Source organism: Microcoleus sp. A006_D1, from assembly GCF_036702805.1.
Classification (GTDB): Bacteria; Cyanobacteriota; Cyanobacteriia; order Cyanobacteriales; family Microcoleaceae; genus Microcoleus.
The window spans coordinates 68,083-80,157 of the sequence record NZ_JAUBVZ010000006.1 but is presented as its reverse complement, the minus strand read 5'-3'; the positions used below and the strand labels follow the sequence as shown (position 1 = coordinate 80,157).

Here is a 12,075-nt window from a genome sequence, read left to right as displayed (position 1 = left end):
CGATCTAAATGCGATCGTGCGAAACTTTTGCTAACTCACGATTATGGATGTGTGAGAAGCACGTTGGCCAACGAACTTCTCCTTTGTTCACAAAACCACAGAGGAGAAATCAAATGAAACCTTGCGAAATTACTGGCTACATCAAGCGGATTGAACAGCTATCACGTAGCTTGTCAGGTATCCCAGAAGAGCATTGGTGCGTCCTTTCCGAATCAAGTCACCTGCTCATTCATGTACAATCAGTGCTAAAAATGCCTGTAGGTGAAACCGACTTGCTGGACGGGAGTGTGGGACGGTGTTGGTCTGAATACCGCAAAAACCAGCCTTGGGCCACCCATGATGCGGGAAAATGCACGTACAAATTCCCGGATGGGCGCTACTGCAACCCCAAAACTTATCACTTTGACGAGCTCGGAAAATATCGCAAATGGGAAAAGGATATCTATATCCAGACCATCATGCCACATTACTTAAAGCGGAAGTACGGCAAGATGGAAGATTAGACTGCCACATGATGGGCGGGCAAGGTTGTTTTAGTTAAATACGATCGCCCTTATTTTCCGAAAGTGCGATCGCTCTTCCCTAATTTACGGCACGTTTGAGAATTTGACTGACAACTCCGTATTTATCGCCAACCAATCCATCGAGTTCGTGCTCAATATCTTCCAACCAGCCAAGTTTACTTGTCCACTTACCATTAGGTAATTGTCTTGCTGCATGAGTTGGGATACAGCTAGAGTCAATATATAGTGCTATTTTTTCATATCCAGCTTCTAATGTGTCGCCATTACAAATTTCATATCCCAGCGTTTTATAAGCCAGAATATATGCTTCTAGCGTCTCCTCTTGTGGCACGCCTTCTGGCAAATAAAATTGCTCTCCCGGTATGGGTTGCCACCATCGATCATCTTCGCCAGCAGCCCAAGCAAAACAGTTATATTCCTCTGACTTTAGGCTGTTAACTTGATAATCAGTGTGAGACAAATTCGGCCATTTAATTTCAAGTTCAGGTCTTCTATACATTCTCTTCAATCGCGTAGCCTTGATTTTTACCCCACTCTATCCAAGCTGATGCCATTTGTTTGACTCTTCCTTTTTGTTCTGCTTTGATGGGATTTGTACCTGTAATTGCACTCAATGCTGCGAACCAGTAAAGGGGATTTGTTTTCAGTTCTGATAGCAGTAGCGGTATAATTGGATTTCCCATATTAATAATTTCCTGATATGCAGGATGCTGAGACATTCGGTTTGTCGAAGACATTCCAGCAACTTCACTTTGCCACTGCTCGGCAAGGTGATAAAATTTGTTAACTACCACAGAGTTTAATTCAGCATTTTTATTTAGGATATCTGTGGCAGTATGTGGAGAGGAAAATTCTCGTTTTGCAAGCACGTTTTCCAAACCCATTAAGACTAACTCTTCTATTGATACATTCAGATTGGCAGCGACTTTTTGTAGTTTCAGCAGGCGCTCATCTGAAATGGCGATCGTGATGGTGTTCATCTCGCTTACAAACTAGGATGATTTCTTAAGTGTAGCAAATAAATTATAGTTGCTATAAGAATCAAATTTTGAGCGATAACTTCGTAAAGTGCAACCAATAAAGTCTCGATCCAAACTAGATCCAGTACGTGCTGAATCGGGACTCGTGGAGGCGTAAAGTATAGAAGTTGCGGAACCGGCACACCGATCGCCCGATCGCCCCCCAGCAATTTGTTACCCTAAAAGTAGAATCGAACCTCCCTCAACTGCATCCCATGAACAACGCCTCTCCCCTGATTCAAACCGTCACACCAGAACGCTGGGCCGGGTTTAGCATGGACTTTATCGGGGCGGGTTACACAGGTTTGTTGGTCAAAAACGGCCGCGCCGTGCGTACCCTGAAATCCGGGCGGCATTTCAGCTTCGCCCTTCCCCTGCTGGAACAGTGTCAAATTGTCCTCGTAGATACCAAACTTCGCAACTTGGACGTGCAGTCCCACGGAGATTTTTTGTCTAAGGATCGATTTTTAATTGATGCGACTCTGACGGTTATTTATCAAGTTATAGATCCGAAACGGGTAGCTTTGGAATTGTCTGATCCGATCGCAGCTTTAGCAAGTGCAGTTAAAGATTGTATGGGAATGGCGATCGGGCAATTTTCCTTACAACAGCTTATCACCCAAGGCCGGCTGCTGCTGCGCCAAAATTTGCTCGATCGCGTCCAAGACTTTTATACACTCGGTTTTAACTTAGAAGACGTGCGAATTGGCGATGTCAGCTTCCCCGAAACCAACGGAGTTATTCGCCAAGTTGAAGGAATGAGTGCCCGACAGGAAGCAGAAAATTCGGCAGCCCTGCAAATGAGAATTGCCGAAGCAGGCCGCCCGATCGCGCCTCAAGCCCCCATCCAGCAGTTAAACTTAATTTCAGGTCATTCTCCGGCGAGTCTTCCAGCTTCCGAAACAGCAGCATCATTCGATCGCGATTTGCAACAACTGACAGAACAACTCGCCCAAAATAGTCTCCCACCTGCGAGAAATTCACCTTCACTTGCACCGACGGTACTCGCCAGCAGTGATCGCAAAACAACCGCATTTTTAATCTACAAGTTTTCTGGACAGGCGATCGGTATAACGGCAAATCCTTTTACAATTGGACGGGAACCCACCAACAGTTTAGTGTTACAAGATCCGCAAAGTTCGCGCTACCACGCCCAAATCCGCCGGGCCACTGACGAAGTTGGCAAACAGCGATATCAACTTGTCGATAGCGGCAGTTCCAACGGTACTTTTGTCGGAGGCCAGAGACTGGCGGCTAACGAGCCTTTTTGGTTGGCGAATGGTTGTGAAATTGCGATCGGCGACCAAAAATGGGTGTTTCAAGACGGGTGAAAAGTATCCTTTTTTCGATTGAACCTAACGCTCTGTCCAAATTCGGACTACGGGTATTTTATGAGACTATTTTTTTGCTTGTGTACTTAGGTTTAGTGTAGGGCGATCGGTGGAAACAATCGCTTTTAAAATTGGAGACCGACACCCGCATCAAGATAGCTCAAAACCTGAAACCTTTAAGTATCAAGGATTTGAGCAAGAAAAGCACATGAGTGATGTTACTTTTAACTGACTTTCGATCGTAAAAATGTCAGTAATTAGGGCCATCAACCGTATCATGAATCTTGCAAAATTTAGGTGTAAATTTATACTAAAAAACTGTTCCTTACAGAACAGTTTTGTTTTTTCAAATACGGCAGTTCCTAACCAAAGATACCTAGAATTTTGACAACTTTTTTAGTTTGATACCCGCTCAATTAGCGGGACTTAAACAAAAACTGAAATAAAAAAGGCTTCAAACCCAGACAGACAAAGAGTTTCATCTCTAATTTGCCTGAAGCGAGTATTCACTCATGTTTCAGGAATTTTGCGGTCATAGACCTCGCGAGCCTTGTCCCGAAAGGTTTTCAGCCACTTTTGGGGCAAGAAAATGTTTAAGTCCCGTTAGCTACAATAAAATTAAGTCGCCTGTCAAATTATTTAGGCGAGCGAAACCTCAATTATTGTAAACATTCTTTAAAATTACCATCACCAGCCGTGAGGTCAGATAATATGTAGGCGGACATAAAAATTTTATTAAAATATGAACCACAGCCGCAAAATTTACGAAGATCCCAAACTATTATTACTGCTAGGTATACTAGGAGCGATAATTTTTTATTTATCTTGGGATACAGTTACTGCAAGCAAACTCTTTGACCGCTACGACATAGACCAATACTTTATGCGCAGCCGCTGGGCGATAGGTGAAGGAGTTTTATTCAAAGAAGTGTGGTCAGATTACTTGCTCCTGCCTAATTTGTTATTTGGATTGTTTCGTTTCTTGTCAGAAAACTTACATCCTTTATCTACAAGCTTCCAAAGTTTTTCCTGGTTGTGGGTGACAGTATCGTGGTTTCTTTATCTGTGGGCTACTTATATAATAGCTACCAAAGTTGCGACTCAATCGCTGTGGATTTGGTTGGCTCCAGCCCCGATATTTTTTACTCTCGTCAGATACGATATTTATTTAGTAATTGCTACTCTTTTTGCACTGCTTGCAGTGCGAAATGAAAAATATATAGAGGGAGCGCTGTGGTTGGGGCTAATGGTTGCCCTCAAAGGTTATGCCCTGTTTGCAGTTCCTGCGTACTGCGTATTTGTGTTTTACAGAAAAGGACTGCTGACGGCTATTAAAGTTGCCGTACTGTGTGTAGGGCCCTTCATTCTCGGCAACCTGATAGTGCTAGGATATGCTGGAATGGAAGGTCTGAGAATGCCTTACGCTGCCCAAGGAGATAGACCGAACATTGGCGACAGTACCTATGATGCGGTATTCTTTTTGCTGTCACCTTTATCCTTAGCAGTATCACCGGTAAGTGAAGTACCTTTAGTTCCAACTAAAATAGCCCAATTCCTGCAAATTTCTATTGCCTTCCTCGCTGCTGGCCTCAAACCCAAGACATTTGACGAGTTGATTGATGCCTTTCTGATCGCCATTTTAGGATTTATCTCATTTTCCAAATTTTACTCTCCCCAATTTTGCCTTTGGGTTGCGCCTATTGCGTGTTTTTCGGGTTCGCGCAACATTAGGTTGCTGGCAGTGGCTTTTAACTGGGTTTCTTTCATTTGGTATCCTGTAGTTCAATTCTTTGCTGGTTCTCGAATTGTACAGTCAAAGATATTGTATTTAGGTGGGGTATCAATTGCTCTAAAACCTTTATCACTAATCCTGTACAAAGTTACTGTGGTCGTCATGTCATCTGTGCGAGTGGCAATGATATGGGTAAGTTTTTGGCAGCTAAAAAATCGCCATTATTCTGTAAAAAGTAGGGAAACTTAATTGGTTGCCCAAAAAATACGATAGTTGGGCAATTTACTTGTGAATAATCTGAGGAAAATTAGCCAGATGTTTTAGATGAATAAATTGTCAAAAAATTAAGCGATAATTGCTAGATTATCGAAGAGATTAAGGCGTTATGCGAGCAAGGATTCAAGTGGCTGCGCGATCGAGATTTTGAGGAGGCGATCGCCCTGTTCGACCAAGTGCTGCAACTCGCTCCCAACTACACCCACGCTGGGAACTGTCGTGGTTTGGCTTTCGGACACCTGAAGCAGTCCCCAGATTCCATCGAAAGCTGCGATCGCGCGATCATCGCCATCAACCCCAACCACGCCTCATCCTGGGTAAACCGCGGCAATATCCTGGCTAAATTGGGCAGACAAAAAGAGTGTTTGGAGGTCACAGAAACAGCTGTAGAAATCAATTCCAAATTTAGCCAAGCTGGGAACAAGCGCGCCCTAGCAATGCGGCGTTTGGGACGAGTGAAACAGGCGATCGCATCTGATGAAAAATCCCTGGTTTGCGACTCCAAAAACTACGAATCTTGGGATAATCGGGGCGACGCTTTGGCTAAAATGGGCAAATACAAAGAAGCTCACAAAAGCATCGATATATCCCTGGAAGTAAAGCCAGACTACGCCAACGGCATTTACAACAAAGGCTATTGCTATGCCTGCGAAGGTAAAACAACTTTAGGAGTAGATTGGATTGCCGGGGCGATCGAACTCAACCGAACCAAATAGCTCAGCCTAGCTCAAACCCACCCAGAGTTAAAGCCTTTGCACAAAAACCAGCGCTGGCAAAAGTTGGTAGGAAAAACCTTTTGAGTTCCAGTATTAAATCACCGCATATCGCCCGTACCCAATTCCAAATATCCCGGAGTAGAATTCTCTTCCCAACCCTAGGGGGGATATCTCGACAAGCGTTTCGAGCGAGAATTTGTAAAGATTGAAAATATAACGAGAGGACAACCCCATGAACTTTTCTATACAATCTGTTTACAACTGGTACCGCGAAACGCTCCGCAACCCCAAGTACCGCTGGTGGATTATTCTAGGAACCCTGGCATATCTGGTAAGCCCGATCGACATTGCGCCGGATTTTCTGCCCGTAGTCGGACAAATTGACGATGTGGCGATCGCAGTATTGCTGATTTCCGAAGTGTCCCAAATGGCGATCGACCATTTTAAATCCCGTCAAACAGAGAAAGATTCAGCATCCGAAGCAACCAACACCTATTCAGAAGGTACAGCCCGCACCGTAGATGTAGAAGCCTCTTCTGTGCAATAGTTGCCAAAAATAACTCAATACCGTGCAGCTTGTTGAGAATGAGTGGGAGCAGAAGACGATCGGCTCCCTTTTCCATTGATACTGCTAAACTCATGCGTGGGCGATCGACCCCATAAATTTTAACAAATACTTGCCTCCAAGCTTCCACAGCGCGTCTGTTCAGACTGCCGAGTAGGGTTGGGGGCTTTGGAATGCGGAAAAACCAGGTTCGCAGTCAGGACTTCAGTCCTTCTTCCGGTTCGTAGTCAGGACTTGAGTCCTTCTTCCGGTTCGTAGTCAGGACTTGAGTCCTCATAATTTTAGGCAATAAAGACTGAGGACTAAAGTCCTGACTACAAACAATCGAACATGATATGATTTTCACCTTGAGGAATAGGTGTTAACAGCAAATTTTTATTTATGCAGTTTAGCGACATAGTAGAGAAACTTAACTTAGCCAACAGCCACAGCCTCAAAGCCTCCAGCGCTGACGATCGAGAAATTACAGGCCCCGCCCCAGTCGATGAAGCCGAATCAGGTACGATCAGTTACATAGAAGGAGCTAAATTTGCCACTCATGCAGCCACTACAAACGCTTCAGCCTTAATTTTACCCTTAGACGAAGGGCTTCAAGCTCAATGCAGCGATCGCCACATTGCTTGGATAGCCGCAGCCGATCCGCGATTGCTATTTGCTCAAACCATCGCCCTTTTCTACCAACCCTTTCGCCCAGCATCCGAAATTCATCCCTCCGCCACCGTTCATCCTTCAGCAGAAATCGGTGAAAATGTCAGTATCGGCCCCCACGCGGTGATTCAAGCAAAAGTCAAAATCGGCAATAACGTTTGCATTCATCCAAATGTCGTAATTTACCCAGATGCAGTAATTGGCGAAAATACAGTTTTACACGCTAACTGTGTGATTCACGAACGTGCTCGCATCGGGGCAAATTGCGTCATTCACAGCGGTGCGGCGATCGGTTCCGAAGGTTTTGGGTTCGTGCCGACAGCCTCAGGATGGGTGAAAATGGAGCAGTCTGGCTGCACGGTATTGGAAGAGGGCGTTGAGGTGGGCTGCAACAGTACGATCGACAGGCCAGCCGTCGGAGAAACCCGCATCGGGCAGAATACAAAAATCGATAATTTAGTACACGTAGGTCACGGCTGTCAAGTAGGAAAAAATTGCGCTTTTGCCGCCCACGTCGGCTTAGCGGGCGGCGTACAAATTGGCAACAATGTAATTTTGGCGGGTCAAGTAGGCATTGCCAATCAAGCTAAAATCGGAGATGGGGCGATCGCCACAGCCAAAGCCGGAATTCACAGCGATGTGGCCGCAGGTGCGATCGTGACTGGAGTTCCAGCAATTCCCCACAAACTATTTCTCAAAGCCGCTGCTGTTTACAATCGCTTACCCGAAATGTACCAGTCCCTGAGACAAATTCAGCGCCGGATCGATCGCTTTTGAAGGAAGTTCGGCAACGGATTTAACGGATTTAACGGATTAACGGATTAACGGATTAACGGATTTAACGGATGTTCACAGCAGAGGTTCCAGGGAAGTTGGGCAACGATCGCGCGATCGGGATTTAACGGATGTTGAGGGAAGATGGAAGAAGTCCGGGGAAGCGGCTAGAAAGCGCCAGCCAGAAGGCAGAATTATCAATAGTTTTATGTTTTTATAGTTGGGATAAAATTTTTTCGATCAAATGTATAATTTCAAGTATATCATTTTGATAATGCTACAAATCGGCACCCCAGCCTATTTCCAAATCGCAGGTATTCCCAGATAACTTATCAAGATAATGATTGAAACTGCCACAGATGCACTTACAGGAAAAGCCCTGCTTCAAAAACTCAAAGAACTCGCTCACTTGCCCCGGCGAGAAACCGCCAAGCAATGCGGCTACTACTCCACCACAAAACAAGATCGCACCCGCGTTAATCTGACAGGTTTTTACAACGCTGTGCTGGCCGCCAAGGGGATACCCTTAAGTTCAGAAGACAAAAAAGACGGGCGGGGTAGAGAAGCGGCTTATCAGGTAAGCGTCCACAAAAACGGTCAAATTGTGATCGGTACAAGTTACACTGAATCGATGGGGTTAACACCCGGAGATCGGTTTGAAATCAAGTTAGGCTACAAGCACATTCACCTGATTCAGCTAGAGGGCGATCGCAGTCGGGATCAGAATAAGAGCTTCGTAGAGGAAGATGAAGCAGGTAATTCCGACGAATAATCCTTTAACAGCCCAAAAGTGAAGATCAATTAAAAATCGATCTCAAATTCGGTTAATTGTGCATATTGCACCGCTCCCACTGCGGTATAATTCCGCTGTAACCGGATTTGACATTATTAATAAATATTCGATCGCCAAACCAAACATATTCGGCAAAAATCGGGTTTAACAGCGTCAGCCCTATTACCCATAAATCGCCACACTCTCTTTTAGTTGTGAGACAATCGCTTAAATGTGGAACAGCCTAAATAACCTGCGACTGCTGTCGCCCTCAATACCGGCAATTGTCAAAGTAATTGTTTTTTTCTCAACTTGGGTTTGTTTGTGGCTACCCATAGCAACTATAGTGGCGATCGCCCTAAAATGGCATCCGCCCCAACCTTTAGGCAACAAAAAACTGCCTTTACTCGCTTCCCTCTACTTAATTGTGCCCTTAATTTTGTGGGCGACAAACTGGATCGAAAGCGCATCTTTTGCCGACTGGGGTTGGGATTGGCAACCCGCAAATTTGATATCCTCGCTGCTAGGATTAACCTTAGCCGCAGTCAGCTTAGCCATTTTGTTCGGCGTGCAATTAACTGCTGGTTGGATCGAACTGCAAAGCAGCAAAATTCAAACCGAAACAGGCGAAACAATCATTAATCCTTGGGCTTCCATCCTGAAACCTTCCACTCTAATGACTCTGTTATTAGCAGCGTGGATTAGCGGCACAGAAGAGTTAATCTTTCGCGGTTGTTTGCAAAATCTACTCCAGCAAGATTACTCAATATTAACCGCCGGTGCGATCGCCAGTTTGATTTTTGCGATCGCCCACCTCATGTGGGCAGCCAAAGAAACTCTACCGCAACTACCGGGATTGTGGCTGATGGGCATGGTTTTAACCTTAGCCCGCATCGCCGACAATGGCAGTTTAGGATTGGCGATCGGACTCCATGCCGGGTGGATTTGGGGTATAACTATCGTAGATACAGAAAGCCTAATTAATCCCACAGGCCGCATACCCGAATGGATTACAGGAATAGCAGCAAAACCCCTAGCAGGTGCAGCCGGAATCCTGTTATTGCTAGCAACAGCAACCGTACTTTTATTAATTTAAAATTAAACAATACCGGGCGGTTTCAACCGCCATCTGCATCTGCGTTCATCTGCGTTAATCAGCCTTAATCTGCGGTTAAAAGTCTAAAATTAATTCAAATGTCGATCGATCGTCACAATCGAAACTGGATTCAGCGCATCAAAACGAGTCAAACTGCCCCCAGACAAAGAACGCGATAACTGCACCTGCACAATGCGGTAACTCCAGTGCGGTTCCCGGCGCACCCGATCGCCAATCCAGCTCAAAACAGTAGCAATATCCTCAAAAACATCCAAAGCCAGCACGATCGACCCTCCAGCGAGCAGCCGCAGGGCGCAAACACCCAAAATTTTAGTCAACCCTCCACCGCTACCGCCGATAAAAATCCGGTGCGGCGGACGCAAGCGGTGCAAAATTTCCGGGGCGGTTCCGTGAATCGAAAACACATTTTGCAACTCAAAACGGCGACAATTGAGTTCGATCGCAGAAGTACCAGAAACCGTTTGTTCGATCGCGTATACCTCAGACTGCGGGAATAAACGCGCAATCTCGATCGACACAGAACCATTACCAGCACCCACATCCCAGACAACTTGTTCTGGTTGCAGAGCCAATTGTGCCAGCACCAACACCCGCACTTCCCGTTCCACCGTCAAACCAGGCCTGTCGCCGCAACCAATAAAAGCTGCATCTGGAATGCCCAACAAAGGCAACTTTCCCAAATCCAAAGCTTCTGTCCCCGGCGGGGACAATCGCAGCATCACCACCACGCTCAGCGGTGAAAAAGACTCTCCCAGCAAAGCTGACAGAGACCTGCAACCCACGCGCTCTTCGGCAGATCCCAAATTTTCGCAAACCCAAAACTCGTAGCGCGTGGGCAAATCTAGAGCTTTCACCAAACTTGCTATAGTCGCCGGAGTGCGAGTTTCGTCCGCGAGTACCGCAATCTTCTCAACACCGAGCTTGAGTTTCGCCGTCAGTTCCTCAAAAAAACGTCCCTCGGAGCCTACAATATGCGCATCCTGCCAAGGGATGTGCAGGCGGCTAAAGGCCAACTGCACGGAGCTGACATGGGGGTGAAATGTCAATTTATCGGGCGGGATTTGGGCAATTAGCAGCTTTCCCCAGCCGTGGAACAGCGGGTCGCCGGCTACTAAAATGACGATCGACCCTCGCCCCCTTTCCACCGTCCCCGCATCCGGCTCTAACTCAGGTTGAGTCGCCAACCACCGCCGAATTTCCAGAATTGCTTCTGTCAAATTTGCCACCGCCCAGCGCTCTCCGCTGTGCTGCGGAAAATAGCTCAAATGCCGATCGCTCCCGATGAGCAGAGCGGCCATTTCTACAACCTGCCGCGCTGAGGATCTCAGCCCAGCAGCTCCATCTAAACCAATACCAACAACGTGTACAGTCACTTTTTCATCAAAAAGTAAAAAACCAGAATTACTGATTTTTCCTGGTTTCTCATAAATTTTTTGCTTGATTTTGTTACCAAGCCAGAATAATTAAAGCATTTAATCGGCAATATCCTGACTCTTGAAACAGAGGAAAGGGGAAGAGTGGGAGAGGGAAGAGTGGGAGAGTGGGAGAGTGGGAAAATATGCTCTCTTGCTTCTTCCGTCTTCCGTCTTCCGTCTTCCGTCTTCCTTCTTCCTGAAATCCGTTACATCCGTTACATCCGTTACAAAATCCGTTGCTAATACATCCGTTACATCCGTTACAGAATCCGCTGCCGAACTTCCTTCGTTGTCAAAACTCAAAAACAGGCCAATCCGGTTGTCGCACGTAGCTGGTCATGTCCTCAAACTTCCGCAGTTCGGCTCGCTGCACGCACAGTTCCTGGGGCGTGTCGAGCCATTGGTCGTTTAACTCAGACATCAGGCCGCACAAATGAGCGCGGTCTAGATTCGGCCCGGTGTCCCCAAAATAAGCCAGAGTAATGTGTGCCGTAAAATGATATTGCTGTTCAATTCCCAAAGCCATTAAATCGGGATTTTGATAAATCGATCGGCGAAACTCCAGAATTTGCTTGTAAGAGTTTTCGTCCGTCGGCGCCAAACACACACCCACAGCTCTAGTCATCACCATCAACCCCAGCACAGTCCAGCGTATGGGAGGGCCGCCCGCTAGGGGTTTGCAGGCGGCAAAACGCTCTTTCATGCGATCGCGGAGTTGCCCCTCAAATTCGGGATTTTTATCAGAGGCATCTCGGAAAGCGCTGCTCCAAATCACATCAGCCACGGTTAAATGGAAGCTATCAGGAGGCAGTGCCACGAGCGCACCGTCCGCGATTTCCTGCAATAGCCGTTGTTGGACTGAGTGTAAATTACTATAAAGTGCAGTATTTTCTGCATCTTCCCCCGCAGGTGGCGTAATCACCGAATAACCTGGAAAAGGTACAGGAGTTCTCTGACCGGCTTCGTCGGGCTTAAATTTTGGAGATTCCTGAATGTGTTCCACCTGGGACTTGTAGGAGTCCAGCAGCGTCATTCGCGCTACCCGATTTACGTAAGCTTGATAAGTATCATCCAATCTTGATTTCCTCGCGGTGAAATACTCCCACACCAAATTTTATATTATGGTGCGGGCTTCCAACAGCCCAATTCAGGATATCTTGGACTGGCGGAGCATCTCAATCTGATT

At 46.3% G+C, this 12,075-nt stretch carries 13 protein-coding genes; 8 read left to right on the top strand and 5 right to left on the bottom strand.

Annotated elements, in window-relative coordinates; translation table 11 throughout:
• Positions 1 to 251 precede the first annotated feature (251 nt).
• Positions 252 to 503, top strand: coding sequence for a hypothetical protein (locus tag QUB68_RS12720; protein ID WP_332992798.1), 252 nt, complete (start codon positions 252 to 254; stop codon positions 501 to 503).
• A 79-nt stretch (positions 504 to 582) separates the two neighbouring features.
• Here the strand turns inward: QUB68_RS12720 and QUB68_RS12715 are convergent, their stop codons facing one another.
• Positions 583 to 1,023, bottom strand: a complete 441-nt coding sequence (locus tag QUB68_RS12715) for a DUF7689 domain-containing protein (protein ID WP_332992796.1) — start codon at positions 1,021 to 1,023, stop codon at positions 583 to 585.
• A complete protein-coding gene (locus tag QUB68_RS12710) occupies positions 1,016 to 1,504 on the bottom strand; it encodes a hypothetical protein (protein WP_332992794.1) in 489 nt (162 codons plus the stop codon). The genes QUB68_RS12715 and QUB68_RS12710 overlap by 8 nt, the downstream gene beginning before the upstream one ends.
• 167 nt (positions 1,505 to 1,671) lie before the next feature.
• Here QUB68_RS12710 and QUB68_RS12705 point away from each other — a divergent pair, with 167 nt between their 5' ends.
• The 7 genes from QUB68_RS12705 (at position 1,672) to QUB68_RS12675 (ending at position 9,453) form a co-directional block, all read left to right on the top strand.
• Positions 1,672 to 2,874 carry an SPFH domain-containing protein gene (locus QUB68_RS12705; protein WP_332992792.1) on the top strand — a complete coding sequence of 401 codons (1,203 nt, stop codon included), beginning with the start codon at positions 1,672 to 1,674 and terminating at the stop codon, positions 2,872 to 2,874.
• 742 nt (positions 2,875 to 3,616) lie between these two features.
• Positions 3,617 to 4,855: a hypothetical protein gene (locus tag QUB68_RS12700; protein WP_332992791.1), complete on the top strand. Its 1,239-nt coding sequence runs from the start codon at positions 3,617 to 3,619 to the stop codon at positions 4,853 to 4,855.
• Between the two features lie 113 nt (positions 4,856 to 4,968).
• Positions 4,969 to 5,598, top strand: a complete 630-nt coding sequence (locus QUB68_RS12695; protein ID WP_442923082.1) for a tetratricopeptide repeat protein — start codon at positions 4,969 to 4,971, stop codon at positions 5,596 to 5,598.
• A gap of 232 nt (positions 5,599 to 5,830) precedes the next feature.
• Positions 5,831 to 6,145 (top strand): YkvA family protein, encoded by a 315-nt coding sequence (locus tag QUB68_RS12690; RefSeq protein WP_332992787.1) that lies wholly within the window; start codon positions 5,831 to 5,833, stop codon positions 6,143 to 6,145.
• Positions 6,146 to 6,544: 399 nt separating this feature from the next.
• A complete protein-coding gene (gene lpxD / locus QUB68_RS12685) occupies positions 6,545 to 7,588 on the top strand; it encodes a UDP-3-O-(3-hydroxymyristoyl)glucosamine N-acyltransferase (protein ID WP_332992785.1) in 1,044 nt (347 codons plus the stop codon).
• A gap of 337 nt (positions 7,589 to 7,925) precedes the next feature.
• Positions 7,926 to 8,357, top strand: coding sequence for an AbrB family transcriptional regulator (locus QUB68_RS12680; RefSeq protein ID WP_332992784.1), 432 nt, complete (start codon positions 7,926 to 7,928; stop codon positions 8,355 to 8,357).
• A 232-nt stretch (positions 8,358 to 8,589) separates the two neighbouring features.
• Complete coding sequence (locus tag QUB68_RS12675) at positions 8,590 to 9,453, top strand: CPBP family intramembrane glutamic endopeptidase (protein WP_332992782.1); 864 nt, start codon at positions 8,590 to 8,592, stop codon at positions 9,451 to 9,453.
• Positions 9,454 to 9,542: 89 nt separating this feature from the next.
• Here the strand turns inward: QUB68_RS12675 and cbiE are convergent, their stop codons facing one another.
• The 3 genes from cbiE to QUB68_RS12660 form a co-directional block, all read right to left on the bottom strand.
• Positions 9,543 to 10,847: a precorrin-6y C5,15-methyltransferase (decarboxylating) subunit CbiE gene (cbiE, locus tag QUB68_RS12670; protein ID WP_332992780.1), complete on the bottom strand. Its 1,305-nt coding sequence runs from the start codon at positions 10,845 to 10,847 to the stop codon at positions 9,543 to 9,545.
• A gap of 99 nt (positions 10,848 to 10,946) precedes the next feature.
• Positions 10,947 to 11,192 (bottom strand): hypothetical protein, encoded by a 246-nt coding sequence (locus QUB68_RS12665; protein WP_332992778.1) that lies wholly within the window; start codon positions 11,190 to 11,192, stop codon positions 10,947 to 10,949.
• Positions 11,182 to 11,922, bottom strand: coding sequence for a DUF1868 domain-containing protein (locus QUB68_RS12660; protein WP_332993380.1), 741 nt, complete (start codon positions 11,920 to 11,922; stop codon positions 11,182 to 11,184). The genes QUB68_RS12665 and QUB68_RS12660 overlap by 11 nt, the downstream gene beginning before the upstream one ends.
• Positions 11,923 to 12,075 lie beyond the last annotated feature (153 nt).

Bases quoted from the DNA above. Each gene is read 5' to 3' on its own strand.
- QUB68_RS12700 (WP_332992791.1), top strand. From the start codon at position 3,617: ATGAACCACAGCCGCAAAATTTACGAAGATCCCAAACTATTATTACTG.
- QUB68_RS12715 (WP_332992796.1), bottom strand. From the start codon at position 1,023: ATGTATAGAAGACCTGAACTTGAAATTAAATGGCCGAATTTGTCTCAC.
- lpxD (WP_332992785.1), top strand. From the start codon at position 6,545: ATGCAGTTTAGCGACATAGTAGAGAAACTTAACTTAGCCAACAGCCAC.
- QUB68_RS12680 (WP_332992784.1), top strand. From the start codon at position 7,926: ATGATTGAAACTGCCACAGATGCACTTACAGGAAAAGCCCTGCTTCAA.
- QUB68_RS12720 (WP_332992798.1), top strand. From the start codon at position 252: ATGCCTGTAGGTGAAACCGACTTGCTGGACGGGAGTGTGGGACGGTGT.
- QUB68_RS12660 (WP_332993380.1), bottom strand. From the start codon at position 11,922: ATGACGCTGCTGGACTCCTACAAGTCCCAGGTGGAACACATTCAGGAA.
- QUB68_RS12710 (WP_332992794.1), bottom strand. From the start codon at position 1,504: ATGAACACCATCACGATCGCCATTTCAGATGAGCGCCTGCTGAAACTA.
- QUB68_RS12675 (WP_332992782.1), top strand. From the start codon at position 8,590: ATGTGGAACAGCCTAAATAACCTGCGACTGCTGTCGCCCTCAATACCG.
- QUB68_RS12690 (WP_332992787.1), top strand. From the start codon at position 5,831: ATGAACTTTTCTATACAATCTGTTTACAACTGGTACCGCGAAACGCTC.